This is a genomic window from Streptomyces sp. NPDC096040 (assembly GCF_040303265.1).
Taxonomy (GTDB): Bacteria; Actinomycetota; Actinomycetes; order Streptomycetales; family Streptomycetaceae; genus Streptomyces.
This window is the reverse complement of sequence record NZ_JBEOTA010000008.1, coordinates 123,172-148,903: the sequence shown is the minus strand read 5'-3', so window position 1 is coordinate 148,903 and position 25,732 is coordinate 123,172. Positions and strand designations below refer to the sequence as shown.

The following is a 25,732-nucleotide window of genomic DNA, read 5'->3' as shown; positions in this document are numbered from 1 at the left end:
GACCTCGGCGATGGTGGCTCGCCCAGCGACTCACCGGACCCACCGCCCCCGAGTCTCACGGCCACCGCGCGCACCGGGCCCACGGCCACCGGGCCCACCGGGCCACCTGGCCCACCGCCCCCCCGGGCCCACGGCCACCGCGCGCACCGCGCCTACCGGAGGCACCGGGCCTACCGGGGCCATCGGGCCTACCGGGGGCACCGGGGGCACCGAGGGCACCGAGGGCACCGAGGGCACCGAGGGCACCGAGGGCACCGAGGGCACCGAGGGCACCGAGGGCACCGAGGGCACCGAGGGCATCCGAGCCCACCGGCTCACCAGGCCCCCCGAGGCTGTCGGGCCGTCGGGCCGTCGAGATTCCGGCTCACAGGTTGCCGCGGCGCTCCTGCTCCCGTTCGATCGCCTCGAACAGGGCCTTGAAGTTGCCCTTGCCGAAGCCCATGGAGCCGTGGCGTTCGATGATCTCGAAGAAGACCGTCGGGCGGTCCTGGACCGGCTTGGTGAAGATCTGCAGCAGGTAGCCGTCCTCGTCCCGGTCGGCGAGGATCTTCAGCTCGCGCAGGGTGTCGACCGGCACGCGGGTGTCACCGACCCACTCGCCGAGGGTGTCGTAGTAGGACTCGGGGGTGCTGAGGAACTCGACGCCGGCCGCGCGCATCGTGCGGACGGTCTCCACGATGTCGTTGGTGTTCAGCGCGATGTGCTGGACGCCCGCACCGCCGTAGAACTCCAGGTACTCGTCGATCTGGGACTTCTTCTTGGCGACGGCGGGCTCGTTGATCGGGAACTTGACCTTGAGGGTGCCGTCGGCGACGACCTTGGACATCAGCGCGCTGTACTCGGTGGCGATGTCGTCGCCCACGAACTCCTTCATGTTCGTGAAGCCCATGACCTTGTTGTAGAAGCCGACCCACTCGTTCATGCGGCCGAGTTCGACGTTGCCGACGCAGTGGTCGACGGCCTGGAAGGTGCGGCGGGCAGGGGGTTCGACGATCGGGGACGCGGCGACGAACCCAGGCAGGTACGGGCCGTCGTAGCCGGTGCGCTCGACGAGGGTGTGGCGGGTCTCGCCGTACGTGGCGATCGCGGCGAGGACCACCGTGCCGTGCTCGTCCTTCAGCTCGTACGGCTCGGCCACCGAGCGGGCTCCGTGCTCGACGGCGTAGGCGTACGCGGCGCGGGCGTCCGGGACCTCGATGGCCAGGTCGACGACACCGTCGCCGTGCTCGGCCACATGCCGGGACAGGAAGGTGCCCCACTCGGTCTCCGGCCTGACGACGGAGGTGAGGACGAACCGGGCCGAGCCGTTCTCCAGGACGTAGCTCGCGGTCTCGCGGCTGCCGTTCTCCGGTCCGGAGTACGCGACCAGCCGCATGCCGAAGGCGCTGGAGTAGTAGTGCGCCGCCTGCTTGGCGTTGCCGACGGCGAAGACGACCGCGTCCATTCCCTTGACCGGGAAGGGGTCGTCCTGCCGGGCGGTCGCGTCGGGAGTGTGCTGTGTGGTCTGCGTCATGCTCGAAGGGTGGCCCTGGCGCACAAGGTGCGCAATAGTTCCCGTTTCCGCTGGGCAATATGTTCAGCGGTACGGCCGTAATGGCGGACTTTCTGTGCAGGATGACCATCCGGAGGCGGGCATGGCGATCGATCATCTGGACGGGCGGATCCTGGTGCTGCTGGCCCGGGAACCGCGGATCGGCGTGCTGGAGATGTCCCGTCGGCTGGGGGTGGCGCGCGGGACCGTGCAGGCGCGGCTCGACCGGCTTCAGTCGAATGGAGTGATCCAGGGATTCGGCCCGCAGGTGGATGCGGCGGCCCTCGGCTACCCGGTCACCGCGTTCGCCACGCTGCAGATCCGCCAGGGCCAAGGCCCGGACGTGCGGGCGCACTTGGCGACCGTGCCGGAGGTGCTGGAGCTGCACACCACCACCGGCACCGGGGACATGCTGTGCCGGCTGGTGGCCCGCTCCAACGCCGATCTCCAGCGGGTGATCGACCGGGTCGTCGGTTTTGATGGCATTGTCCGGGCCTCCACGGCGATCGTCATGGAGAACCCCGTTCCGCTGCGGATCATCCCGCTGGTGGAACAGGCCGCGGCGGACAGCGAAGGGACGACCTGACCGGTTCGTTCGGAGTTCAGAGTTCGCAGTTCGGAGCTCGGAGTCGGAGTTCGAGGTGAGCGCGGGTGAGCTTCTGGGAGTATCTGGGCAACCGGCACCAGACCCTGCTCACGGACGCCTACCAGCACGCCAGCGCGGTCTTCCAGTGCATGGTCGCGGCGACCCTCATCGGCGTGGTGCTCGGTGTCCTCACCTACCGCAGCGAGTGGGCCGGCAACCTCGCCACCACCGCCACCGCCACCATCCTCACCGTCCCCTCCCTCGCCATGATCGGTCTGCTGATCCCGATCGTGGGTCTCGGCGTCCCGCCGACGGTGATCTCCCTGACGCTGTACGGCCTGCTGCCGATCGTGCGGAACGCGATCGTGGGCCTGCGCGGGGTCGACCCGATGCTGGTGGACGCGGCCCTGGGCATCGGCATGTCCCGGCTGACGCGGCTGCTGCGGGTCGAGCTGCCGCTGGCCTGGCCGCCGATCCTGACCGGCATCCGGGTCTCCACGCAGATGCTGATGGGCATCGCCGCGATCGCCGCGTACGCCTCCGGTCCAGGACTCGGCAACGAGATCTTCCGCGGACTGGCCTCCCTGGGCAGCAGGAACGCGCTCAACCAGGTACTCGCGGGCACCGTCGGGATCATCATCCTCGCCCTGCTGTTCGACGCGGCGTACGTCCTGATCGGACGGCTGACCATTCCGAGGGGGATCCGTGGCTGAATCCCATGGGGCCTCGATCGAGCTGGAGAACCTCACCAAGCGGTATCCGGGCAGCCCGCAGCCCGCCGTCGACAACGTGAACATGGAGATCAGGGCGGGCGAGACGGTGATCTTCGTCGGCCCGTCCGGCTGCGGCAAGTCGACGACCCTGAAGATGATCAACCGGCTGATCGAGCCGACCGGCGGCCGGATCCGGATCGGCGGCGAGGACGTCACCCGTATCGACGCGGTGAAGCTGCGCCGCAAGGTCGGGTACGCCATCCAGTCCGCCGGGCTCTTCCCGCACATGACGGTCGCCCAGAACATCGCCCTGGTCCCGAAGATGCTCGGCTGGCCGAAGACCAGGATCCGTGCCCGCGTCGACGAACTGCTCGACCTGGTCGGCCTGGACGCCGGCGAGTTCCACGGCCGCTATCCGCGCCAGCTCTCCGGCGGCCAGCAGCAGCGGGTGGGCGTGGCCCGGGCGCTGGCCGCCGATCCTCCGGTGCTGCTGATGGACGAACCGTTCGGAGCCGTGGACCCGATCACCCGCGACCATCTCCAGGACGAGCTGATCCGGCTCCAGCACGAACTGCACAAGACGATCGTCTTCGTCACCCACGACTTCGACGAGGCGATCAAGCTCGGCGACCGTATCGCCGTACTCCGCGAACGCTCGCACATCGCCCAGTTCGACACCCCGGAGGCGATCCTCACCAACCCGGCGGACGACTTCGTCTCCGGTTTCGTCGGCGCGGGCGCGGCCCTGAAGCGGCTGAACCTCACCAGGGTCCGGGATGTCGAGATGGGGGACTATCCGACGGTCACCCTGGACACCCCGCTCCAGGAGATCTTCAACAAGCTGCGCGGCAGCGGCACCAACGAGATCCTCCTGCTCGACAAGCGCGGCCGCCCCTACAAGTGGCTGCGGCGCGGCGACCTGATGCGGGCCAGGGGCTCGCTGGCCCGCGCCGGGACGCTGGTGCACGACACGGTGACCCGGGACGCGACCCTGCGGGACGCGCTGGAGGCGGTGCTGACGGACAACACGGGCCGGGTCGCGGTGACCGGGCGGCGCGGCGAGTTCATCGGGGTGGTCGACATGGAGACCCTGATGAACTCCGTGCACGAACTGCTGGAGGCCGACCGCCTCGAAGCGATGGAACACCAGCACGAACTCGAGGAGGCCCGGGCCGCCCAGACCCATGCCGAACAGGAGGGCGAAGGAGGGGAGCAGAAGGCGTGAGCACGTCCCCCGACGGCCGCCCCGAGGGCGAGCACGAGGTCAAGGGCCTCGCCTTCCGCGACGAGGGCGAGGCAGAGCAGGAGGCCCCGCCGCCGCGGCCGGGCCCGCAGGCCCGCCGTATCACCTGGCGGAAGCTGACGTTCCTGCCGGCGTTCCTGGTGGCGCTGCTGCTGGCCACCTGGCTGTGGTTCCAGCAGGCCCACCTGGACACGATCTCCGAGAACGCCCTGTCCGACGGCCAGGTCACCAAGGCCCTGTGGCAGCACATCGAACTGACCCTGATCTCGACGTTCTTCGTGCTGATCATCGCGATCCCGCTGGGCATCCTGCTGACCCGCAAGACCTTCCGCAAGGCCACCCCGGTGGCGATGGCCTTCGCCAACACCGGCCAGGCGACCCCGGCGATCGGCCTGCTGGCCCTTCTGGTCATCTGGCTGGGCGTCGGCGAGAGGGCGGCCCTGATCGGCATCATCATCTACGCGATCCTCCCGGTCCTCTCCAACACCATCGCGGGCCTGAAGGCGAACGACCCGACCCTCCTGGAGGCGGCGCGGGGCATCGGCATGTCCCCGCTGGGCGTACTGCGGAAGGTGGAACTGCCGCTGGCCGTCCCGCTGATCCTGGCGGGCGTCCGTACGGCCCTGGTCCTCAACGTCGGTACGGCGACCCTCGCCACCTTCGGCGGAGGCGGCGGCCTGGGCGTCCTGATCACCACTGGCATCACCAACCAGCGCATGCCGGTCCTGGTCCTCGGCTCGGTCCTGACGGTGGCCCTGGCCCTGCTGGTGGACTGGCTGGCATCCCTGGCGGAGGTCCTGCTACGGCCGCGGGGCCTGGAGGTGGACCGATGAGACGGCTCCGCGTGCCGTCGGCGCTGCTCCTGGCCCTGCTCCTGGCCGCCGGTTGCGGTCTGACGAGCGGCTCCCCCATGGTCGACGGCGTGAAACCGGGCTCGATCGGCACGGGCGAGCCGTTGAAGGGCGCCCATCTCACCGTCACCTCCAAGGAGTTCACGGAACAGCTGGTCCTCGGCGCGATCATGGGCATCGCCTTCGAGGCGGCGGGCGCGGAGGTCCTCGACCGCACCGGCATCCAGGGCTCGGTCGGCGCCCGCGAGGCGGTCAAGTCCGGGGAGGCCGACGGGATGTACGAGTACACGGGCACGGCGTGGATCACGTACCTGGGCAACAGTCACCCCATCCCCGACCCCCAGCGGCAGTGGCAGGCGGTCCACGACGCCGACCTGAGGAACGGCCTGACCTGGCTGCCCCCGTCCCAGCTCAACAACACCTACGCACTCGCCATGAACCAGGCCGGCTTCAAGAAGTACGGCACCAGGACGCTGTCGGACGTGGCCGCGCTGGCCAGGTCGGACCCCGGGGCGGTGACCCTGTGCGTGGAGGGCGAGTTCGCCAACCGCGCCGACGGCCTGCCCGGCATGGAGAAGGCGTACGGCATGAGCGTGCCGGCGAAGAACATCACGCAGATGGACACCGGGATCATCTACACCCAGGTGCAGAAGGGCAGTTGCACCTACGGCGAGGTCTTCACGACCGACGGCCGCATCAGGTCGATGAACCTGGTGGTGATGCAGGACGACAAGAAGTTCTTCCCCAACTACAACGCGGCCCCCGAGATCAACACCAAGGCCCTGAAGAAGTGGCCGGCGATCGCGACGGTCCTGGACCCGGTGACGGCGAAGCTGAACAACACGGTCGCCCAGACGCTGAACGCGAAGGTGGACGTGGACGGGGAGGACCCGCACCAGGTGGCGCTGGACTGGATGAAGGCGGAGGGATTCGTGAAGTAACGGGAACTGCGGGGGAGTTCCAAAGAACCCGATGCAAAGGAGTTGTTGCAAAGGGTCCTTTGCATAGCGCGGCGCGAACTCCGTACGCGAATCGGCTGGACCTTGGTGGAAGTAGGCCTGCGCCCGGCAGCTCCGGCCCCGGCGACTGCTTAAGGGCGCGGGGCTTGTCAGCATGCGGCTCCGCTCAGCGCCCTTCAGGGGCGCGGGGCTGTGTCAATATGCGGCTTCGCCGCGTGGGCGCGACCAGTCCCCACGCACCCGCACCCGAAACTCAACAGGCAGGGACCTTCGTCCCCTTCTCCAACGCCACCAAATCGCTGACCGCCCCCTTCAGCGTCGTCACCGGCACCAACCGCAACCCCTTCGGCAACTCCGCCTTGGCGTCCGCGCACTCATCCTTCGGCACAAGGAAAACGGTCGCGCCGTCCCGCCGCGCGGCCTGCGTCTTCAGCGCGACCCCGCCGACGGCCCCCACCGTCCCGTCCGCGCCGATGGTCCCCGTACCGGCGATGTTCTTTCCCCCGCTGAGGTCTCCCCCGCTCCCGTTCCCGTCCAGCTTGTCGACGATCCCGAGCGAGAACAGCAACCCCGCACTGGGCCCACCCACATCCGCCAGCTTCAGGGTCACCTTGACCTTGCTCGCGCTGAGCCCGAGGTACTTCAGCGCGGCCCGGGTCGCCGCGTCCTGCGACTGCTCCATCTGCTCGGTGTTGTGCTGCTCGATCTCCTTGACGTTGCCGCCGCCCGGATACACCGAGTCGCGCGGCATCACCGCCCGGTCCGTCCGGAACCAGTTGCCGATGACGTCACCCAGCGACACCCGGGCGTCCGGACCGGTCGCCTCGATCGTCGTCATCCGCAGCTGCCCGCTGGTCGTCCGGGTGGGCGCCCCGGAGATGGTGATCACCGGGGTGCCCTGGTTGTCGCCTAGCACGTTCGCCGTCAGCCCGGGCTGGGCCACCGAGAACGGCAACGGCGCGAAGACGGCCGTACCGATCAGAGCCACGACGGGAACCGCACAGACGGCGATGGCCTGGAGACGCGTGAGACGTGAGAGCACGGAGTCAATCTAACGTGGCAACCACTTCAGGCCATCGCCCCGGCCCCTCAGCGCAACGCCTCCGCGACCTCCCGCGCCGCGTCCATGACCCGCGCCCCCACCCGCTCCGGCACCGAGTCGGCCAGCATCACCACCCCGACACTCCCCTCGACCCCGGTGACCCCGAGCAGCGGGGCGGCCGCACCGCTCGCGCCGGCCTCCAGTTCGCCGTGGGTCAGCGTGTACCCCGGGTAGTCCTTCGGCGAGTGCCGCGCGGACAGGATCGCCTTCCCGGCGGCCCCCCGGTCCAGCGGGTGCCGGAACCCGGCCCGGTACGCCACGTGGTAGTCGGTCCAGCTCGGTTCGACGACCGCGACGGCGAGCGCCTCGGTCCCGTCCACCAGCGTCAGATGTGCCGTCGCCCCGATGTCCTCGGCGAGCGACCGCAGGGCCGGCAGGGCGGCTTCCCGTACCAGCGGATGCACCTGCCGCCCCAGGCGCAGTACCCCAAGGCCGACCCGGGCTCGCCCGCCCAGGTCACGCCGTACCAGCGCATGCTGCTCAAGCGTGGCGAGCAACCGGTACACCACGGTCCGGTTCACGCCCAGTTTGCTGGAAAGCTCGGTGACGGTCAGCCCGTGGTCCGTGTCGGCCAGCAGTTTGAGGACCCGCAGTCCCCGGTCGAGCGTCTGAGAGGTCTCCGCGGTCACGACGCCCACTCCTTAAGTGGTGAGGCCGGCAGCCTCCGACGCGGCGGATGCGTCGCCGAGTCCCGTCAGCGACGCGCTTCAGAGGCCGCCGATCGGCAGGACGGCCCGGCGGCTCCGGGCCCAGTCGCTTCACGGCTGCGCTCCGCGGCGGCGCTGCCACGGGGCGTGTGCGTAGCGGGACAGTAGCGAAGGGGGTTCGCTGAGCGGAAGCCTCCGTCCAGAATCCGGTCATGCTCCGGTACGGACTGCTTCCGTATGTGGCGGTATATACGCTGCGCACTCCTGGGATCACCCCGGGGTCCCCCCGGTGTCACCGCATGCGGGTGGCCCACTCCTGCACCTTGGCGATCCGCTGCCGGAGCTGTCCCGCGGTGGCCTCCGCACTGGGCGGCCCCCCGCACACCCGGCGCAGCTCGGTGTGAATCACCCCGTGCGGCTTGCCGCTCTGGTGCACATACGCGCTCACCATCGTGTTCAGCTGCTTCCGCAGCTCCATCATCTCCTTGTGGGAGACGACGGGCCGCCGTTCCGCGGGCAGTTCCAGCAGGTCGGCCTCGTCGTCCGGCTTCTTGCGGCTGTGCGCGATCTGCCGGGCCTGCCGTTTCTGCAGCAGCAGCTGCACCTGGTCGGGCTCCAGCAGTCCCGGGATGCCGAGATAGTCCTGCTCCTCCTCGCTCCCCGGGTGCGCCTGCATACCGAACTCGGCACCGTCGTACAGGACCCGGTCGAAGACGGCCTCGGACTCCAGCGCCTCGAAGGCGAACTGCTCCTGCTCGCCGGTGTCCTCGTCCTGCTCCTTGTTCGCCTCCTCCATCTCCTTCTCGGACTCGGCGTACGGGTCCTCCTCGCCGTCCTTCTTGGGCTTGTCGAGGGCGTGGTCGCGCTCGACCTCCATCTCGTTGGCGAAGGTCAGCAGGTCGGGGACGGTCGGCAGGAACACGGACGCGGTCTCGCCGCGCCGCCGGGAGCGCACGAAACGGCCGACGGCCTGGGCGAAGAAGAGGGGGGTCGAAATGGTGGTGGCGTACACCCCGACGGCGAGCCGGGGGACGTCGACGCCCTCGGACACCATCCGCACCGCGACCATCCACCGGTCGTCGCTGGCGCTGAAGGCGTCGATGCGCTTGGACGCACCGGTGTCGTCGGAGAGGACGAGGGTCGCCTTGTTGCCCGTGATCTCGCGGATGAGCTTGGCGTAGGCCCGCGCCGACTCCTGGTCGGAGGCGATCACCAGAGCCCCCGCGTCGGGGATGGCCTTGCGCACCTCGGTCAGCCGCTGGTCGGCGGCGCGCAGCACGGCCGGCATCCACTCACCGCGCGGATCGAGCGCCGTACGCCAGGCCTGGCTGACGGCGTCCTTGGTCATCGGCTCGCCGAGCCGAGCGGCGATTTCATCTCCTGCCTTGGTCCGCCAGCGCATGTTGCCGCTGTAGGAGAGGAAGATGACCGGGCGGACGACGTGGTCGGCGAGCGCGTTGCCGTATCCGTAGGTGTAGTCGGCGGCGGACCGCCGGATCCCGTCCTGCCCCTCCTCGTACGTCACGAAGGGGATGGGGTTGGTGTCGGACCGGAAGGGCGTACCGGTCAGCGCCAGCCGCCGGGTCGCCGGCTCGAACGCCTCCAGGCAGGCCTCGCCCCAGGACTTGGAGTCACCGGCGTGATGGATCTCGTCGAGGATGACGAGCGTCTTGCGCTGCTCGACCCGGTTGCGGTGCAGCATCGGCCGCACCCCGACACCGGCATAGGTGACGGCGACCCCGTCGTACTCCCGGCTGAGCGGTCCGGCGCTGTACTCGGGATCGAGCTTGATCCCTATCCTTGCCGCGGCCTCCGCCCACTGCTTCTTCAGATGCTCGGTGGGGGCGACGACGGTGACCTGCTGCACGACATGGTGGTGCAGCAGCCAGGACGCGAGGGTCAGCGCGAACGTCGTCTTGCCGGCGCCGGGTGTGGCGACGGCGAGAAAGTCACGCGGCTGCTCCTGGACGTACTTCTCCATGGCCCCCTGCTGCCAGGCGCGCAGCTTGCTGGCGGTACCCCAGGGCGCCCGGCCGGGGAAGGCCGGCGAAAGGTGATGGGAGGACGAGGAGGCGCTGGCGGCGGTGGTAGTCACGGTCTCCGTAGTAAGGGGTCGGGCGGCTACGTGTGCGTATGACAACCGGGCCACCCTACCGGCGCCCCACCGCCGTCAACGCGCGGACAAGCCCGCCTTCCCCTCGGGTGGGACCCACGTCACAGATCATCACGAAGCCGGGTCGTCACCCGGGCCCCGACGAGCGCCACGACCGCCATCGGCAGGAACACGACGGCGAAGGCGGCCGGATGAGAACCGGAACCACTCACCCCCGTCATGCTTCCGCCGCCGAGGGAGGCGAAGGCGGCACCGGTCACGGCGAGCAGGACGACGTTCGACAGGGCGTCGGAGATCTGCAGGGCGGCCGAGTTGGCGCCGGCCTCCTGCGGGGCGGAGAGCCGGAGCATCAGCACGCTGGACGAGGCGATCACCAGGCCCATCCCGAAGCAGCCGAAGCCCCAGGCGACGGCGACGATCCACACCGGCACGCCGTGCACGAGCACACTGGGCACGGTGGCGATCGCCGCGGCGACCAGCACCATCCCGAGAGTCATCAGCCGCTCCCGGTACGGCGCCACGCGCGGCCGCGCCTGCACCCACGAACCCACCGCCCAGGTCACCCCGCCCGCCGCCAGCGAGAACCCGGCGAGGGTCGGCGACAGCCCCCGCTGGGTGACGAGCATCAGCGGCACGAAGGACTCGGCGGAGACGAACGCGCCGGCCGCGATCCCGCGCAGCAGCACGACCGACGGCAGCCCGCGCGCCGCACGGTAGGTCCCGCGCGGAAGCAGCCCGAGTACGGCGGGAACGAGCAACGCACCCCCGGCGATCCCCGGCAGAAGGGACACCCACCGCAGGTCCTGAGCCGCGTACTGCAGCAGCCCCGCGCCGAGAGAGATACCGAACGCGAGCCGGATCCGCCGCCGTTCGAAGGCCTCCCCGGCCCGCTCCGCGACCGGCCCACCGGCTCGCCGCCGTATCTGGGGAAGGGCGAGCGCCACCGGGAAGACCACGAGCACCGGGATTCCGAGGAACACCCACCGCCACCCGAGATGCTCGGTCACCGCTCCGGCGGCCAGCGGCCCGACGATGGACGGCACCACCCAGCCGGCGGCGAAGGCCGCCATGATCGAGGGCCGCAACCGCTCCGGATAGGCCCGCCCCACGACCACGTACAGCGCGACGATGACCAGTCCGCCCCCGAACCCCTGCACGGCCCGCCCCAGGATGAACACCCACATGACCTGAGCGGTCCCGGCGACCACAAGCCCGACGGCGAAGGCCCCGATCCCCGTGGTGAGCGCCCCGAGCGGCCCCCGACGGTCCGACCACTGCCCGGCCAGCACCATGCCGAAGAGACTGGTCGTGAAGTACCCGGAGAAGGCGAACGCGTACAGCGACACCCCGTCCAGCTCCCGCGCGGCAACGGGCATCGCCGTCCCGACGGCGGTCGCCTCGAAGGCGATCAGCAGCACGACGGACACGATGCCGACGCTCAGTGCCCGATAGGACCGCCCCAGCACACCCTCGCCGTAGGCTCTGTCAGCTGTCTCATCTGCGACAACGGCGTCGCTGGGCTCAAGGGCGGTCATACCGACCAAGGTAAGCCCCAACCCCCGCTTTGGCCCCTGTCGCGAGCCCCACCCCACCTCGGACCTTGGTCGTAGACCCGCCGTTCCCTCCGGTTCATGAACGCCGTATGGCAGTCCCGTTGCAGCCCCGCCGATCCCCTTGAGCCCCTCCCGCGCACCCCCGTACCTTCGACTCACCGACACGGCCGTGCGCCCGAGTGATTCAGGGGCTCGCCTGCGCTGCATCCATCAGCGAACTCCGCTCGCGGGGAGTCACGCGGGTTCGATCCCCGCCACGGCCGTGAAGGAAGAAGTTTCCCGGCCGTGTGCCCGAGTGGTTCAGGGGCTCGCCTGCAAAGCGAGTTACGTGGGTTCGATTCCCGCCACGGCCTCCAAAAGCGGGCCGGAGTGTGCCCCAGTGGTTCATGAGCTCGCCTGCGCCGCATCCATCAGCGAGCTCCGCTCGCGGAGAGTCACGCGGGTTCGATTCCCGCCACGGCCTCCAGTGCTGGTCCGTCGCTGTCGGCCGCCGCAAGGTCCGGGCCCACGTCGAGCACGTCCGCGTGCGGATGAAGAACCGGAAGAGCCGTTCTCAGGCGATGGCGCGGCCGATGCTCGCGCCGCCGTCGACGCGCAGGACCTGGCCGGTGATGAAACCCGCCTTCTCTGAGAGCAGGAAGGCGACGGCGGCTGCGAGTTCGTCCGGACGCCCGAACCTTCCCATGGGAACAGTCGCCAGAGCGGGCGGCCGAGGCCGACCTAGGCGGGTTGGTCGCCCGGAACAGCTCGGTCTCGGTGGGGGCCGGGGCGACGGCCTTCACGGTGATCCCGTGTGCGGCGAGTTCGCCGACCCAGCCTCGCGTCAGGAACTCCAGGGCCGCCTTGGCCGCTGCTTTGTGACAGTGCCGCAGCCGTGACGGGCGCTGCTCTCGTCATCGCGGTCAGGGTCTGGCCTCTTCCGTCGGCCTCCTCCTGTCCCCCGTGCGAGCTACGTGCAGGTGTCCACTGCGTGGTGACGATTCCGGGGGCGGCGATCCGTAGCGTTCGGGGCAGTTCCGCGGCCGGTCGGCTGCGGGTTCTGTGGAGGAGTCGTCATGAGGCTGGTCTGGCAGTTGTTGGCGGTCGCGGTGGTCGCCTTCGTCGGTGGGCAGGCGGTCGCCGCGGTGGAGGGGAACTGGTTTCTCACTCTGGTTCTCGGTCTGCTGACGGCCGTGGCCGCGGTGTTCGTCTACGGGTGGGTGGTACGGCGGACCGAGCGCCGGCCGAGCACCGAGGTGGGGCGGGACGGTGCCCGGGCGGCGTTTGTGCGCGGTGCGCTGATAGGGGCGGTGACGTTCGCGTGTGTGATCGCGAACATCGCCTTTCTCGGGGACTACACGGTGCACGGCCTGGGGTCGGTGACGGTCGCGGTGGGGCTGGTCGGGTCCATGGCCGGCGCCGCGGTGACCGAGGAACTGCTGTTCCGGGGCGTCCTGTTCCGGATCGTCGAGGAACGCACCGGGACCTGGATCGCGCTGACGTCGACCGGCGCCCTGTTCGGGATGATGCATCTGCTCAACAAGGACGCGACGGTGTGGGGCGCCCTCGCCATCGCGATAGAGGCCGGCGGCATGCTCGGCGCCGCGTACGCCGCCACCCGCACCCTCTGGCTGCCGATCGGCCTGCACTTCGGCTGGAACTTCGCCGAGTCCGCCGTCTTCGGCACCGAGGTCTCCGGCAGCGGGGCGCAGAAGGGGCTGCTGGACGCCACCACATCGGGGTCCCAGCTGATCACCGGTGGTCAGTTCGGGCCGGAGGCGAGCGTGTACTCGGTGCTGCTCGGGGTGCTGGTGACGGTCGCGTTCCTGCGGCTGGCGCACCGGCGCGGTCACCTGGTGCCCCGCCGCCGTCGGGGCACCCCGGCCGGCTCCGTCGCTACACTGCCCCGGTGATCAGTCCCCGGCAGGTGCCCGGCTGGTGGCACCGGCTCGATGTGACGGTCCGGGACCTGCCGCTCGGGCTGCTGCTCCTGGCCGGCTCCTTCCTGCCGACGCTGCACGGCAACGGGACCCAGGTCGGAGACCTGCCCACGCGCCCGTTCGACGCGCTGGCCGGGGTGGCGCTCGGCCTGGAGTGCCTGCCGCTCGCCCTGCGCCGGCGGTGGCCGGCCGTCTCTCTCGCCCTGGTGTCGCTCGGCTTCGCCGTCGACCAGATCCGCGCCTACCACTCGGTCGCGGGCGTCGCACTGCCCCTCGCGCTGCTGAGCACCGGTGCCCATCTGGCACGGCATCGGCGGGCCGGCGCGCTCCTGTTCTCCGCGGCCTATGTGCCGCTGGCGGTCGTGCTGCACCGGCTGGGGTCGGGGGGCGAGACGGCGAGCGACTTCGTGACGTTCTATCTGGCGCTGGCCCTCGCCTGGGGCACCGGGGCGTGGCTGCGCGCCACCCGGACCGCGGAGGCCGAACGCCGTCGGCGGGTCGCCGAGGACACCCGCACCGCCGAGCGCACCCGGATCGCCCGCGAGTTGCACGACGTGGTGACCCACCATGTGACGGCGATGGTCGTGCAGGCCGAGGCGGCACGGTATCTGACCGCCGCGCCCGAGCGGCTCGACCAGGCCCTGACCGCCGTCAGCGACACCGGGCGGCGGGCCATCGCCGACCTGCGCCATCTGCTCGACCTGCTCAACCCCGACCACGGCACCGGCACCGGCACCGGCACCGGCACCGACGTCAGGAGGCCGCCCGCCGGCCGGCTGCTCACGCTGGTGGAGCAGACGCGCCGGGCCGGGCAGCCGGTGGAGTTCACCGAGGAGGGCACGCCGACCCAGTCGGCCGGCAGCGCCGACCTGGTGGCCTACCGGGTGGTGCAGGAAGCCCTGACGAACGCCCTCAAGTACGCCCATGGCAGCCGCACTTCGGTGCGGGTGCGCCATGGTGAGAAGGAGATCACCGTGGAGGTCGGCACGGACGGGTCCGGCTCCGCCGCCGCGTCCCCCGGCGGGAGCGGGCGAGGACTCGTCGGTCTCCGGGAACGTGTGGACGTCCTGGGCGGCGAGTTCAGCGCGGGGCGCGCGGCCGACGGCGGCTTCGTCGTACGGGCGCGGATACCCGCGGGGAACCCGTCGTGACCGCGGCCCGCGGGGAATCCGGCGTGAGCGCCGTGGGCGGGGCGCCGATCCGGGTCCTGGTCTGTGACGACCAGGTGCTGATCCGCACCGGCCTGGCGACGATCATCGACGCCCAGCCTGATCTGGAGGTGGCCGGTGAGTGCGGGGACGGGCAGGCCGCGGTCGACCTCGCCGGCCGGCTGCGCCCGGACGTCGTCGTCATGGACGTCCGGATGCCGGTGCTCGACGGCATCGAGGCCACCCGTCTGCTCGCCGGAGCCGGGGTGCCGCATCCGGTGAAGGTGCTCGTGGTGACGACGTTCAACCTGGACGAGTACGTCTACGAGGCGCTGCGCGCGGGCGCGAGCGGCTTTCTGCTCAAGGACGCACCGCCGGACCGACTGCTGCAGGGCATACGGACCGTGGCCACGGGTGCGGCTCTGCTGGACCCCGAGGTGACCCGCCAACTGGTCGGCCGGTACGCCGCCCGGATCCGCCCCGCCGACGGCGGCAGCCCTGACGACATCCCGCTGACCCCGCGCGAACTGGAGGTCCTGCGCCTGATCGCGGACGGCCTCTCCAACAGCGAGATCGCCGCGACCCTTCTGATCAGCCCGGAGACCGTCAAGACCTTCGTCTCCCGCATCCTCACCAAGCTCGGCCTGCGCGACCGGGTCCAGGCGGTCGTCTACGCCTACCGCCAGGGCCTGGTGACCTGACCTCCCCTGTCTCCCCCCGTCTCCCCCTGTCTCCTTCGGGCCCCTCGCTCAGAGCACCCCGCCCGCCTCGTCCTGGAACAGTTCCGTCCAGTAGTGCCAGTCGGCGTCCGTCGTCGCGGGCGTGGGGTCGATCGTCGCGAGGGTGTGGAGCATGGTCGCGGCGAGCTGGTCGTAGGCCTTCGTGGTGAGTTCGTGGCCCAGGTGCTCGTCGATGGTGCGCTCGTGGTGGAGGAGCCACAGGGTGAAGGCGAGGGTGGAGATGTCCGTGTTGAGGGGGTGGAGGGTCGCCTCGGGCTGGGAGAAGTTGAGGATCGCGCCGGTGGTGCCGTCCACGACCAGGCTGTTCTCCTCGGCCAGGTAGCCGAGGCGTATCAGGTGGTCGGCGTGGGGCGGGAGGGAGTCCAGGGGAAAGCCGCCCGGCTGTATGTCGGTGAAGTACTCCTTGAGGGTGGGCAACGGGGCGTCCGGGTCGAGGTGGAACAGCACCGCGTCCTCCGGCAGGCCCGTCTCGCGCAGGAAGCGGCGGGTCGGCTGGTGGGTGAGCGTCGGCGGGAAGTCGACCTCCTCGAAGCGGGCCACCCGGCCCTGTCCGAACTCCTGGTCCAGGAGCCGGGCCGGCAGATCGACGGCGAGCCCGGAGTCCGTGCCGGGGCCCGCGATCAGGCTGAGGGGGCGGATCAGCGCCGTCGCCTTCCAGTACGGCGGGACCCGGCCGGCCGTGCCCTCCTCGAAGAGCTCCAGGAGCTTGCGGGAGGCCTCGGTGGCCGCCTTGGTGCCGTAGGTCCCGGCGAGGGAGGCGAAGCGGCCGCGCAGGCCCGTCAGTTCCTCGGTGACCGCGGCGAAGCGCAGCAGCGTCTCCAGCGAGGGCGCCAGCGGGCGCGGGTCGGTCGGATCGACCAGGTAGGCCGTGGTGATCTCGCCGGTGCCGCCGTCGAGGAGGATCGATTCCGTGTCCAGGCCGGCCGGGGCGAGCAGCTCGCCTATCACCAGCCGGTCCCGGAGCTCCTCCGCGAGCCGGGACGGGCCGGCCGCGAGGTCCGCGACGTCCGCGAGCGTGCGCAGGCCGGTCGTGCGCAGCGGTTCGAACGTCAACAGGCCGCCGGTGTGGGGGAGTCCGGGGCCGCTGAGCCACATGCGGGTTGGTTCGTGCGTGATGTAACGGTCCAGTTCTGCCTCGGTCAGCGTGATCGCCGCCGCATCGCTGCCGGTCGTGCTGGTCGTGCTCATCGCTGCCCCCGCGATCAATGAGTTCAGGAAATGCAAGGAGGTCGGAGTGGTCTGTCGAAGGTCGTCCTGAGCAGGGCACGGTCTGCCGTCCGGGCTTCCCCTCCGGAACCGCCGTCCCCACTGCCCAGAACACTACGCCGAGCCACTGACAACGCCCCGTGGATAAGAGACGTCAGGCGACCCTCGCCCGTTCCTTCCCGGTGAGAATCGCCGCCACCGTCTGTTCCACGGTCAACGCCGAGGTGTCCAGCCACAGACCCAACGTCTCGGTGCGCAGCCGTAGTTCCGCGTCAAGGTCGGCGATCGTCAACGCGGGTCCGTACCCGGTCTTCGACCGCCCTGCCTCCCGCTCCGCCACCGTCTCGGGGCTGGGGGCGAGGACGACGACGTAGAGCGGGCGGGTGCGGATCCGTTGGACGTACGACGTCAACTCCGGGCCCAGCAGCACGTCCTGCACGATCGCCGTGAAGCCGGCCGCCGCGTAGGCGTCCGCCGTCGCCGCCGACAGGCGGTAGCGGAGGTGGAGTTGGGCCGTCGCCTCCGCGGAGGCCCCGGGGGTGTATTCCTCCCGGCCGGAGACGATCATCCGGCGGAAGACGTCGCCGCGGACGTGCGCCGCCCGCGGCAGCCGCTCGGCGAGCGCCTGGGCGGCCGTCGACTTGCCCGAGGCCATCACCCCGGCGATCACGACGACCCCGGACAGGCTCACTGACTGGTGACCACGGCCGCCTGCGGACGGATCGGGAGCCGGTTGACCGGGCGGCCGGTCGCCGCGCGGACGGCGGAGGCGATGGCCGCCGGGGACGTCACGACCGGTACCGCACTGACCGACTTGGCGCCGAAGGGCGCGACCACGTCCCGTTCCTCGACGAGCTTGACGATCCGGATGTCCGGTGCGTCGAGGGCGGTCGGGAGGGCGTAGCCGGTGAGGTCGGGGTGGCGGATCAGCCCGCGCGGGGTACGCAGGTTCTCCGTGAGCGCGATGCCGACGCCCTGGGTGACGCCGGCCTCGATACGCGCGTTGAGCTGCGCCGGGTTGAGGATCCGGCCCACGTCCTGGGCGACGGCCAGCTCCACGACCCGTACCGAGCCCAGTTCGATGTCGACGTCCACCACCGCGCGGATCGCGCAGAAGGCGAGGCCGACGAAGGCGTCGCCCTGGCCTTCCCCGTTCAGCGGCTCGGTCGGGTGCGGGCGGCACTGGGCGGTGGCCCACAGCTCCTTGCCGTCCATCGCCTCGGTGACGGTGGTCGACAGGACGCCGTCGTACGACGTGATCTTGCCGTCGGTGATCTGGAGCAGCTCGGTGGACATGCCGAACTTGTGGGCGAGGGGCTGGAGGAGCTGCGTGCGGACCATCTTGGCCGCGCGTTCGACGGCTCCGCCGGAGACCCAGGTGTGGCGGCCGCGGCAGCCGGGGCCGGCCGGCGGCTGGTCGGTGTCGACGGGTGCCACGTGGACCTCGTCGATGCCGAGCGTGTCCTGGACGATCTGGCGGGCGAGGGTGGTGAAGCCCTGGCCGGTCTCGACGGCCGCGCAGAGCACGGTGGCGATGCCGTCGTGGACCTTGACGGTGGCCGTCGAGACCTCGTCGGCGCCCTCGGCGCCGAGCATGTGGACCATGCCGAGGCCGTAGCCGACACCCCGGCGCACCGCGCCCGGCTCGCCCGCGCCCTCGGGGCCGCCGGGCAGCAGCCACTCCTCCTCGGGGGTGTCCTTGGGGAGCGCGGGAAGCGGGAAGTCCCGTACCGCCTGGAGCAGCTCGGCGACGGGGGCCGGGCAGGTCACCGTCTGGCCGATGGGCAGGACGTCGCCGGTCGCGAGGGCGTTGCGCAGGCGGATCTCGGCGGGGTCGAGGCCGAGTTTCTTCGCCAGCTTGTCCATCTGCGCCTCGTAGGCGGCACACACCTGCATGGCGCCCTCGCCGCGCACATGGCCGGAGGGCGGGTTGTTGGTGCGGACGGCCCAGCCCTCGATGAAGGCGTTCGGGACGACGTACGGGCCGCAGGCGAAGGAGACCGCCGCGGCCAGGGACTCGGCGGAGGTGTCGGCGTAGGCGCCCGCGTCGAGCAGGACCTGCGCCTCGACCTTGACCAGCTTGCCGTCGGCGTCGGCGTGGTGCCGGTAGCGGAGCAGGGTGGGGTGGCGGTGGGCGTGCCCGAGGAAGGACTCCTCGCGCGTGGCGGTGAGTTTGACCGGGCAGCCGGTCTTCAGGGCGAGCAGGCCGAGCGGCAGCTGGAAGCCCTGGTCCTCGCGGTCGGCGGTCGCGCCCGGCACGCCGGTGACCACGATCTTCACCTGTTCGAGCGACAGGCCGTAGCAGGCGGCGGCCGTGTTGCGGTCGGTGTGCGGGTCGGTGGAGGCCAGGTACAGCTCGACCCCGCCGTCGGGGCGGGGCACGGCGAGTCCGGCCTCGGCGCCGATGGGGGCGGGGTCGGCGCGGCCGATGCGGTACTGGCCCTCGACGACGATCTCGCCGGCCGCGTCCGGGTCGCCGTGGTGCAGCGGGATGTGCCGGATCAGGTTGCCGTCGGGGTGCAGCGGCTCGGCCTCGAAGGCCTGCTCGGGGTCGGTGACCGGGTCGAGCACCTCGTACTCGACGATGACTGCGGCGGCGGCCATGCGGGCCGTGTCGGGATGGTCGGCGGCTACGGCGGCGATGGGCTCGCCGTGGTGCCGTACGACCTCCGAGGCGAACACCGGCCGGTCCGGGGTGCCCCGGCCGTGGCGCGGGGTGCCGGGCACGTCCTCGTGGGTGACGACGGCCCGTACGCCGGGCATCTCGCGCGCATGGCTGGTGTCGATCGACACGATGCGCGCGTGCGGGTGCGGGGAGCGCAGTACGGCCGCCCAGAGGAGGCCTTCGGCCCACAGGTCGGCCGCGTACGGGAAGGTGCCCTCGGTCTTCGCACCCGCGTCGGCCGCCGGCAGCGACACGCCGAGGCCGTGCGGCAGCGGCTCGGGGGCGGAAACGGCGGTCTCCGCGGCGGTGGTCGTGGTGACGGTCTCGTTGGTCACGCCTGGCCTCCGTCCGAGCCGTAGGGCTGGTCGCCGTAGCTCTGACTCTGGTCGCCGAACGTCTGGTCACCGCCGTACGTCTGGTCGTACGACTGCTCGCGCTGGGCGTCGTACGCCGACTGCTCGCGCTGGGCGGGGGACGCGAAGGTACCCGGGGAGTCGAACGCCGACGCGTTGACGCCGCCGGCACCCGGTCCCGCCTGATGCGGAATACGGGCCTCGTCGCTGTCCGTCTCAGCGTCGGCGGCGGCGTGTGCCTCGCGTTCGGCGACGACCTCCTGGACGGCGTCCAGGACGCCCCGGTAGCCCGAGCAGCGGCAGAGGTTGCCGCACAGGGCCTGGCGGGTCTCCATCTCGGTCGGGGCCGGGTTGCCTTCCAGCAGGTCGTGGACGGTCATGGCCATGCCCGGGACGCAGAAGCCGCACTGGACCGCTCCGCTGAGGGCGAGCGCGCGTTGGACGTCGGAGGGGCGGCCGTCCTGGGCGAGGCCCTCGACCGTGCGGACCTCGCTGCCGGCCGCGGTGACCGCGGGGACCAGGCAGGAGGCGACGAGTCGGCCGTCCACCTGGACGTTGCAGGCGCCGCATTCGCCCTGGGAGCAGCCGTCCTTGGCGCCGGCGAGGCCCAGGCGCTCACGGAGGACGTAGAGGAGGGACTCGCCGATCCAGGCGTCGGTGACGGGGCGGTCGGTGCCGTTGACGCGGAGGACGTAGGAGGCGAGGGGGTGGTCGTCGATCGCCTCGGCTTCGCCTTCGGCACGTTCTTGGCCGTCCGCACCGTCCGTGCGACCTTCGTCGTCGGGTGCGGGCGGCCCCTGCGGGAGCGCATCGCCGTCGGCGGCTTGCGGATCAGGGGCGGAGTGCGGGTCGAAGCGCCGGGCGGGGTGGTGGGTCGGCGCGCCATGCGGTTCGTCGGCTTCGCCGACTTCAGCCGGGCTGCCGAGGGCCGCGGCGGCGTTGCCCGACAGGGCCGGGTTGCCCATTAGGGCGGCGTCGCCCGCCAGGGCCGCATTTCCGACTGCGGCCTCGTTCCCGACGGCGGCCGGACCGGCGACGACCGCCGACCGGTCGGTTCCGGACGGCTGGTCGGCCGCGCGCGGTCGGCCGAGTGCTCGCCGTGCGCCCGTCTCAGGCGGCTCGCCGACTGGACGCCATGCGCCGGTGTCGGGCGACTCGCCAACTGCGCGGCGTGCGGCGGCGTCAGGCGACTCGCCGAGCACGCGCAGTTCGCCCGTATCGCCCGGTTCACCCGCTTCGCCCGCAGCGATCGCGCCGACGCCAGGTGCCACGCCGGCGGCCTCGGCGGTGAGGCCGGGGGCCGGAGTGTCGCCATGACCCGCCGGGGCGCCTGCGGGGGCCCCAGGGGCCTCCGTGGGGTGTTCCCAGGCGTGGACCTCGGTCGCCCAGGGTGCGGATGCGCCGCCCGGCAGGGTCGTCGGCGGCGTGCCGCCCCACTGCTCCATGAGCGCGGATGTGGTGAACTCGCCCGATTCGTCCGGAACATCACCGCTCGCGACCGGGATGGACCACTGCCCCGTCACATCGTGACCGGGCGCGGGCGGCGGCTCCTCGTACGTCCACTGCTGGGTCGTGGCGGGGTTGTACGTGAACCGGTCGTCGACCGGCCGCTCCTGGGGAACCGCGTTCGGGTCGGGCCACCGGGCGCCGTCGGCCGGCGCGCCCCAGGTCTCGGTGCCGGGGGCGACCGCTATCTGCGGCGGCACATAACCGTGCCCGGGCGCGGCCAGGGGGCTGTCGCCGGACAGCAGGGCGTCGATGCCACCCTCGGGGAGTTTCACGAAGGCGGTCGCGCCGTCGTCGTAGTCACCCTGGGGCAGCGGGTCCCAGCGGCCGCCGCCACCCGAGGGCGCGCCCTCTCCGTGCTGTTCGTCGGTCATGACAGCGCCCTCCCCAGTGCTCGTCGGGCCAGCGCGGCGACGGTGCGCCGCAGGTGCAGTACGGCAGGCGGAAGCTGGGGCACCGAGCCGTCCGGCTCGGGTGCCGGGTCGGGGATGCAGGCGGCCGCGACGTACTCGCCGAAGGCGTGCAGCGCCTCCGGGACGAGCGCCCGGTCGTTGTCCCAGTCGATCAGGCGGGCCACCCACTGCTCGGCCTCCAGCGGCCGCAGCGGCATCGGCGCTATGGCTCCGACGGCGCACCTGACTCCGCGCCGGGCGGGGTCGAGGACGAGCGCCACGGAGGCCACCGAGCGGCCGGGTCCGGTGCGGCCCGTGGCCTTCAGGAAGACCTGCGGGGCGTGCAGCAGGGGCACGCGCACGAAGCCGATCAGCTCGCCCCCGCGCAGCATCTCCACGCCGGCCAGCAGGTGCGACACCGGGATCTCCCGGCGGGATCCGCCCGGCCCCGCGATGATCAGCGTCGCCTCCAGGGCGGCGAGCACCGGCAGCGCGTCGCCGGTGGGCGCGGCCGTGGCGATGTTGCCGCCCAGGGTGCCCGCGTTGCGGATGTGCGGCGGACCGGCGGCCCGCGCGGCGGCGGCGAGTGCCGGGATCAGGGCCGCGAAGTCGGGTCGGCCCATGCGCGCGTGCGTGAGTCCGGCGCCGAGCAGTGCGTTGCCGTCCTGGTACTGCCAGCCGCGGATCTCGCTGATCCGGCCGAGGCCGACCAGGGCGGCGGGCCGGAGTTGCCCGGAGTTGACGGCGGCCATCAGGTCGGTACCGCCCGCCACGGGGACCGCGGCGGGCATGGCGGTCAGGGCCGCCACGGCTTCGTTCAGCGTCGTGGGCAGCGTGACGGACTGCGCCGCCTGCGGTGCGTGCGTGGTCAAAACCGGCTGCCCCTTCCCGCTGCCCCCACCTGGTCCCACCTGTGTGGCCCGTACGGTACGTGCTCACAGGGCGGACGTGGCAACTCTGGCACATCTTCGCAAGCCTCGAACGCACGGGTCCGCTAGGAGGCATTCGCCCACCTCACCAGTGACTTGATCCGTTTTCGTACGCCATCACCGGTGCGTACCGATTGACACTCTTCGGTGACTCTTGGGGTCTTTTTCCATTCTGCGTTCGGAGCGAGAGGGAGGCCGGGGAGTGGCTAGCGGTTCGGGGGCGGGCCGTCGATCGGGCGGCCCGGCACCCCCGGGCGCCGCTGCCACGGCAGCGGGCCGCCAGGCGGCCGGTAGGCCACACCCAGGGCGTCCAGTCGCCGGTAATGGACGGCCATACGGCGCTCGAAGCCGGCGAAGTCCCGTTCCACCGGGGCCGGCAGAGCGCTCCAGGCGACCTCCGCGAAGGCGGCGAGCCGGGGGAAGGTCTGGTAGTCCACGCGCGCATGGTCCTCCATCACCTCGGTCCAGACGTTGGCCTGGGTGCCCAGCACATGGGACGCCGCGGACGCGTCAAGGCCCGTTGGAACGGGCTCGAACCGGTACACGTCCTCCAGGGTGCGGACGAACCCGATCGGCACGGGCTCGTCGACGCCGGCGGACTGCCGGTGGTCCAGGTACACGTGCTGCTCGGGGCACATGACGACGTCGTGCCCGGCCCGCGCGGCCGCGATCCCGCCGCCGTAGCCGCGCCACGACGACACGGCCGCGCCCTCGGCGAGCCCGCCCTCCAGGATCTCGTCCCAGCCGATCAGCCTGCGCCCGCGCGCGGAAAGCCACTTGCCGAAGTGGCCGATGAACCACGACTGCAACGCGTCCTCGTCGGCGAGCCCGAGTTCCCTCATCCGCGTCTGCGCGGCCGGCGAGGCCCGCCACTGGTCCTTGGGGCATTCGTCGCCGCCGACGTGAATGAACTCCGACGGGAACAGCGCCAGCACTTCCTCGAACACCCCCTCGTAGAAGCGCAGGGTGTTGTCAGTGGGGGCGAGTACGTTCGGAGAGATCCCCCAGGAGTCCCAGACGGACAGGAGCGTGGTGTCGATGGCGTCGGTGTTGCCGAGTTCCGGATACGCGGCGATGGCGGCCTGCGAGTGGCCGGGCACGTCGATTTCGGGGACGACCGTGATATGCCGCGCGGCCGCGTAGGCGACGATCTCCCGGATGTCGTCGTGGGTGTAGTAGCCGCCGTGCGGCTTCTCCTCCCACAGTGGTGAGGCCCGGTGGCCGAATTTCGTGCGGGGCCGCCAGGAGCCGACCTCGGTGAGTCGGGGGTACCGCTGGATCTGGATGCGCCAGCCCTGGTCGTCCGTCAGATGGAAGTGGAAGACGTTGAGTTTGTGCGCCGCCATGAGATCCAGGTAGCGCAGGACGCCTTCCTTGGGCATGAAGTGCCGGGCGACGTCGAGCATGAGGCCGCGCCACCGGAATCGGGGGGCGTCCTCGATCACGAGGTGCGGCACGGCCCAGGCGCGGTCGAGCGGGGCCCGGCGGAACGCGTCAGGGCCCAGGAGTTGGCGCAGTGTCTGGGCGCCCCAGAAGACACCGGCCGCGCCGCCGCCCTCGATGAGGACGCCGGTCGGACCGCTGACGAGGCGGTAGCCCTCGGGCTCGAGGTGGGGGTCGAGCAAGAGCCCGACGCCGTCGCCGTCGGTGTCGCCGAGCTCCCGCCCCTCGTGCAACGGCAGCCCGGTGGCCTGTTGCAGGACGGTGCGCAGCCAGCTGCCGACGCCCTCCGTCCCAGGGCCGGAGTAGAGCCGGGAGTGAGCGGTCAGCCGCACCTCGCCGGAACCGGCGACCACGCTGCGGGGCTCGGGAATCAGTTCGGTCACGTCAGTCCTTAACCGCTCCGCCCAGTCCGGAGACCAGCCGTCGCTGTACGAGTACGAAGAACACCAGCACCGGAATCGTCATCCCCGTGGACGCCGCCATGACCCCGCCCCAGTCCGGGTCGTCCGGCTTGAAGAACACCAGGAGCGCCATCGGCAGCGTGGACTGCGAAGTGTCACTGATGATGAAGGACTTGGCGAAGAGGAAGTCGTTCCAGGCGGAGATGAAGGAAAACACGCTCGTGGCCACCAGGCCCGGCAGGACGAGCGGGAAAAGGATCTGCCGGAGAAAGCGCGTGCGGCTCGCCCCGTCGACGTACGCGGCCTCCTCCAGCGCCTGGGGCACCCCTTTCACGAACCCCCGCAGCATCCAGACCGCGAAGGGCAGCGAGAAGGCGATGTGGGGCAGGATCAGCGAGCCCAGCGTGTTCAGCAGACCGAGGTCCCGCAGCTGGAAGAACAAGGGGATGGTGAGGGCCTCCACGGGCACCGTCTGGGCCACCAGAAACATGATCAACAGGGTGGTCCGGAAGCGGAAGCGGAATCGTGTCACGGCGGTCGCGGCGAGAAAGGCGACCAGCGCCGAGACGATGACCACACTGCCCGCGACGACAAGGCTGTTGACGAAGTAGCGGCCGAATTCCTGTTGCCCGAAGACACGCCGGAAGGAGTCCGGAGAGGGCGACAGAGTCCATAGCCTGGGCCGGTCGGACTCGATCTCACCGGCCGGTTTGAAGGCGCCGAGCACCATCCAGTACAGCGGAAAGGCGACCACGGCGGCGATCGCCGGCGCCGCCACCTCGGCGGCCGGCCGCCCCGGCCGCCGGACCGACTTGCGCACAAGATTCACGACGGTCACAGCTCCTCCCCCTGCCGGCGCAGCAGCCGCAGATAGCCGAGGGTCACGGCGAGCAGGATCAGCAGTGCGACGACACCGATGGCGGCGCCGAGCCCGTACTGCGAGGAGGCGAAGGCCTGCTGGTAGGCGTACACGTTGAGCACCAGGTTCTGTCCGGCGATCCCGCCCCCGCCGGTCATCACGTAGATCTGCGTGAAGATCTTGAAGTCCCAGATCACCGACTGGATGGTGACGACCATCAGGATCGGCCGCAGCATCGGCGCCAGCACGGACCGCCAGATCCGCCACTGCGAGGCCCCGTCCAGCGCGGCGGCCTCCAGCACCTCGGAGCTTCATGGAGTGACCCTCCGGAGCGCGCTGAAGTGTAAGCGTTCGAGACACTGCAAACACTGCATCCGTTGCAACATGTGCAACGACGGTTTCGCTCTGCACAACACCAGGGAGGGTAGGGAAAACATGAACATGCCGACAAGAGGTCTCGACCACTCTGTGACCGGCGGACGCACCCCGTGCAACGCACGGATACGACAAAGGCCCCGGAGCACACCAAAGCGTGCCCGGGGCCCCGCAGGACCTGGGGGTGTTACTTGTCCTTGCCGCCCTCGCCGTCGCCGCCGCTGCTCATGGACTCGTAGATCTCCTTGCACATGGGACACACGGGGTACTTCTTCGGGTCGCGGCCCGGCACCCACACCTTGCCGCACAGCGCCACGACGGGGGTCCCGTCGAGGGCGCTCGCCATGATCTTGTCCTTCTGGACGTAGTGGGCGAAGCGCTCGTGGTCGCCGTCGCCGTGGGACACCTGTGGCGTCGGCTCTACGAGGGTCCCCGTACCAGTCCCGCGCTCGGGCTCAAGAGTGCTCATAAGGCCCAAGGGTACTGAAGCGCCCGGAC

At 71.1% G+C, this 25,732-nt stretch carries 22 protein-coding genes, 2 tRNA genes and 1 pseudogene; 10 read left to right on the top strand and 15 right to left on the bottom strand.

Annotation, left to right across the window (positions count from 1 at the left end):
• Positions 1-364: 364 nt before the first annotated feature.
• Positions 365-1,513 carry a 4-hydroxyphenylpyruvate dioxygenase gene (gene hppD / locus ABTY98_RS12780; protein ID WP_352220902.1) on the bottom strand — a complete coding sequence of 383 codons (1,149 nt, stop codon included), beginning with the start codon at positions 1,511-1,513 and terminating at the stop codon, positions 365-367.
• A gap of 121 nt (positions 1,514-1,634) precedes the next feature.
• Between hppD and ABTY98_RS12775 the strand changes: the two genes are divergently transcribed.
• From ABTY98_RS12775 to ABTY98_RS12755, 5 genes are all read left to right on the top strand, one after another.
• On the top strand, positions 1,635-2,117 hold the full coding sequence (locus ABTY98_RS12775) for an Lrp/AsnC family transcriptional regulator (RefSeq protein WP_352220901.1): 483 nt from the start codon (positions 1,635-1,637) through the stop codon (positions 2,115-2,117).
• 65 nt (positions 2,118-2,182) lie between these two features.
• Positions 2,183-2,830 carry an ABC transporter permease gene (locus ABTY98_RS12770; RefSeq protein WP_352220900.1) on the top strand — a complete coding sequence of 216 codons (648 nt, stop codon included), beginning with the start codon at positions 2,183-2,185 and terminating at the stop codon, positions 2,828-2,830.
• Positions 2,823-4,055, top strand: coding sequence for a betaine/proline/choline family ABC transporter ATP-binding protein (locus ABTY98_RS12765; protein ID WP_352220899.1), 1,233 nt, complete (start codon positions 2,823-2,825; stop codon positions 4,053-4,055). The genes ABTY98_RS12770 and ABTY98_RS12765 overlap by 8 nt, the downstream gene beginning before the upstream one ends.
• Positions 4,052-4,906 carry an ABC transporter permease gene (locus tag ABTY98_RS12760; RefSeq protein ID WP_352220898.1) on the top strand — a complete coding sequence of 285 codons (855 nt, stop codon included), beginning with the start codon at positions 4,052-4,054 and terminating at the stop codon, positions 4,904-4,906. The genes ABTY98_RS12765 and ABTY98_RS12760 overlap by 4 nt, the downstream gene beginning before the upstream one ends.
• Positions 4,903-5,865 (top strand): glycine betaine ABC transporter substrate-binding protein, encoded by a 963-nt coding sequence (locus ABTY98_RS12755; protein ID WP_352220897.1) that lies wholly within the window; start codon positions 4,903-4,905, stop codon positions 5,863-5,865. The genes ABTY98_RS12760 and ABTY98_RS12755 overlap by 4 nt, the downstream gene beginning before the upstream one ends.
• A gap of 271 nt (positions 5,866-6,136) precedes the next feature.
• Here ABTY98_RS12755 and ABTY98_RS12750 read toward each other — a convergent pair whose 3' ends face one another.
• The 4 genes from ABTY98_RS12750 to ABTY98_RS12735 form a co-directional block, all read right to left on the bottom strand.
• Positions 6,137-6,925, bottom strand: a complete 789-nt coding sequence (locus ABTY98_RS12750) for a S16 family serine protease (RefSeq protein WP_352220896.1) — start codon at positions 6,923-6,925, stop codon at positions 6,137-6,139.
• A gap of 47 nt (positions 6,926-6,972) precedes the next feature.
• Entirely contained in the window at positions 6,973-7,614 is a 642-nt protein-coding gene (locus ABTY98_RS12745) for an IclR family transcriptional regulator (protein WP_352220895.1), read from the bottom strand.
• 310 nt (positions 7,615-7,924) lie between these two features.
• Entirely contained in the window at positions 7,925-9,727 is a 1,803-nt protein-coding gene (locus ABTY98_RS12740) for a DEAD/DEAH box helicase (RefSeq protein WP_352220894.1), read from the bottom strand.
• 119 nt (positions 9,728-9,846) lie between these two features.
• Complete coding sequence (locus tag ABTY98_RS12735; protein WP_352220893.1) at positions 9,847-11,280, bottom strand: MFS transporter; 1,434 nt, start codon at positions 11,278-11,280, stop codon at positions 9,847-9,849.
• Positions 11,281-11,463: 183 nt separating this feature from the next.
• Between ABTY98_RS12735 and ABTY98_RS12730 the strand changes: the two genes are divergently transcribed.
• A tRNA-OTHER gene (locus ABTY98_RS12730) sits at positions 11,464-11,561 on the top strand.
• An 18-nt stretch (positions 11,562-11,579) separates the two neighbouring features.
• Positions 11,580-11,654, top strand: a tRNA-Cys gene (locus ABTY98_RS12725).
• Positions 11,655-11,851: 197 nt separating this feature from the next.
• Here the strand turns inward: ABTY98_RS12725 and ABTY98_RS12720 are convergent.
• Entirely contained in the window at positions 11,852-11,983 is a 132-nt protein-coding gene (locus ABTY98_RS12720) for an SDR family oxidoreductase (RefSeq protein ID WP_352220892.1), read from the bottom strand.
• 370 nt (positions 11,984-12,353) lie between these two features.
• Here ABTY98_RS12720 and ABTY98_RS12715 point away from each other — a divergent pair, with 370 nt between their 5' ends.
• The 3 genes from ABTY98_RS12715 to ABTY98_RS12705 are packed head-to-tail and all read left to right on the top strand — an operon-like array spanning position 12,354 to position 15,066.
• Positions 12,354-13,190 (top strand): CPBP family intramembrane glutamic endopeptidase, encoded by an 837-nt coding sequence (locus ABTY98_RS12715; protein ID WP_352220891.1) that lies wholly within the window; start codon positions 12,354-12,356, stop codon positions 13,188-13,190.
• Positions 13,187-14,368 carry a sensor histidine kinase gene (locus ABTY98_RS12710; RefSeq protein WP_352220890.1) on the top strand — a complete coding sequence of 394 codons (1,182 nt, stop codon included), beginning with the start codon at positions 13,187-13,189 and terminating at the stop codon, positions 14,366-14,368. The genes ABTY98_RS12715 and ABTY98_RS12710 overlap by 4 nt, the downstream gene beginning before the upstream one ends.
• A gap of 23 nt (positions 14,369-14,391) precedes the next feature.
• Positions 14,392-15,066, top strand: coding sequence for a response regulator (locus ABTY98_RS12705; RefSeq protein WP_502994208.1), 675 nt, complete (start codon positions 14,392-14,394; stop codon positions 15,064-15,066).
• Between the two features lie 48 nt (positions 15,067-15,114).
• Here the strand turns inward: ABTY98_RS12705 and ABTY98_RS12700 are convergent, their stop codons facing one another.
• From ABTY98_RS12700 to ABTY98_RS12660, 9 genes and pseudogenes are all read right to left on the bottom strand, one after another.
• Complete coding sequence (locus ABTY98_RS12700) at positions 15,115-16,293, bottom strand: SUKH-4 family immunity protein (protein ID WP_352220889.1); 1,179 nt, start codon at positions 16,291-16,293, stop codon at positions 15,115-15,117.
• A gap of 172 nt (positions 16,294-16,465) precedes the next feature.
• Positions 16,466-16,996 (bottom strand): AAA family ATPase, encoded by a 531-nt coding sequence (locus ABTY98_RS12695; RefSeq protein ID WP_352221050.1) that lies wholly within the window; start codon positions 16,994-16,996, stop codon positions 16,466-16,468.
• A 2-nt stretch (positions 16,997-16,998) separates the two neighbouring features.
• On the bottom strand, positions 16,999-19,311 hold the full coding sequence (locus tag ABTY98_RS12690; protein WP_352220888.1) for a xanthine dehydrogenase family protein molybdopterin-binding subunit: 2,313 nt from the start codon (positions 19,309-19,311) through the stop codon (positions 16,999-17,001).
• Complete coding sequence (locus tag ABTY98_RS12685) at positions 19,308-21,209, bottom strand: 2Fe-2S iron-sulfur cluster-binding protein (protein ID WP_352220887.1); 1,902 nt, start codon at positions 21,207-21,209, stop codon at positions 19,308-19,310. Before ABTY98_RS12685 ends, ABTY98_RS12690 begins: the two co-directional genes overlap by 4 nt.
• Positions 21,206-22,099: an FAD binding domain-containing protein gene (locus tag ABTY98_RS12680; RefSeq protein ID WP_352220886.1), complete on the bottom strand. Its 894-nt coding sequence runs from the start codon at positions 22,097-22,099 to the stop codon at positions 21,206-21,208. The genes ABTY98_RS12685 and ABTY98_RS12680 overlap by 4 nt, the downstream gene beginning before the upstream one ends.
• Positions 22,100-22,362: 263 nt before the next feature.
• On the bottom strand, positions 22,363-23,982 hold the full coding sequence (locus ABTY98_RS12675) for a beta-N-acetylhexosaminidase (protein WP_352220885.1): 1,620 nt from the start codon (positions 23,980-23,982) through the stop codon (positions 22,363-22,365).
• 1 nt (position 23,983) lies between these two features.
• Entirely contained in the window at positions 23,984-24,829 is an 846-nt protein-coding gene (locus ABTY98_RS12670; protein ID WP_352220884.1) for a carbohydrate ABC transporter permease, read from the bottom strand.
• 5 nt (positions 24,830-24,834) lie between these two features.
• Positions 24,835-25,167, bottom strand: a pseudogene (locus ABTY98_RS12665) (carbohydrate ABC transporter permease); the annotation flags it as partial.
• Positions 25,168-25,421: 254 nt separating this feature from the next.
• Complete coding sequence (locus ABTY98_RS12660; RefSeq protein ID WP_352220883.1) at positions 25,422-25,703, bottom strand: DUF3039 domain-containing protein; 282 nt, start codon at positions 25,701-25,703, stop codon at positions 25,422-25,424.
• Positions 25,704-25,732 lie beyond the last annotated feature (29 nt).

Bases quoted from the DNA above. Each gene is read 5' to 3' on its own strand.
- ABTY98_RS12660 (WP_352220883.1), bottom strand. From the start codon at position 25,703: ATGAGCACTCTTGAGCCCGAGCGCGGGACTGGTACGGGGACCCTCGTA.
- ABTY98_RS12700 (WP_352220889.1), bottom strand. From the start codon at position 16,293: ATGAGCACGACCAGCACGACCGGCAGCGATGCGGCGGCGATCACGCTG.
- hppD (WP_352220902.1), bottom strand. From the start codon at position 1,513: ATGACGCAGACCACACAGCACACTCCCGACGCGACCGCCCGGCAGGAC.
- ABTY98_RS12775 (WP_352220901.1), top strand. From the start codon at position 1,635: ATGGCGATCGATCATCTGGACGGGCGGATCCTGGTGCTGCTGGCCCGG.
- ABTY98_RS12755 (WP_352220897.1), top strand. From the start codon at position 4,903: ATGAGACGGCTCCGCGTGCCGTCGGCGCTGCTCCTGGCCCTGCTCCTG.
- ABTY98_RS12685 (WP_352220887.1), bottom strand. From the start codon at position 21,209: ATGACCGACGAACAGCACGGAGAGGGCGCGCCCTCGGGTGGCGGCGGC.
- ABTY98_RS12735 (WP_352220893.1), bottom strand. From the start codon at position 11,280: ATGACCGCCCTTGAGCCCAGCGACGCCGTTGTCGCAGATGAGACAGCT.
- ABTY98_RS12715 (WP_352220891.1), top strand. From the start codon at position 12,354: ATGAGGCTGGTCTGGCAGTTGTTGGCGGTCGCGGTGGTCGCCTTCGTC.
- ABTY98_RS12720 (WP_352220892.1), bottom strand. From the start codon at position 11,983: ATGGGAAGGTTCGGGCGTCCGGACGAACTCGCAGCCGCCGTCGCCTTC.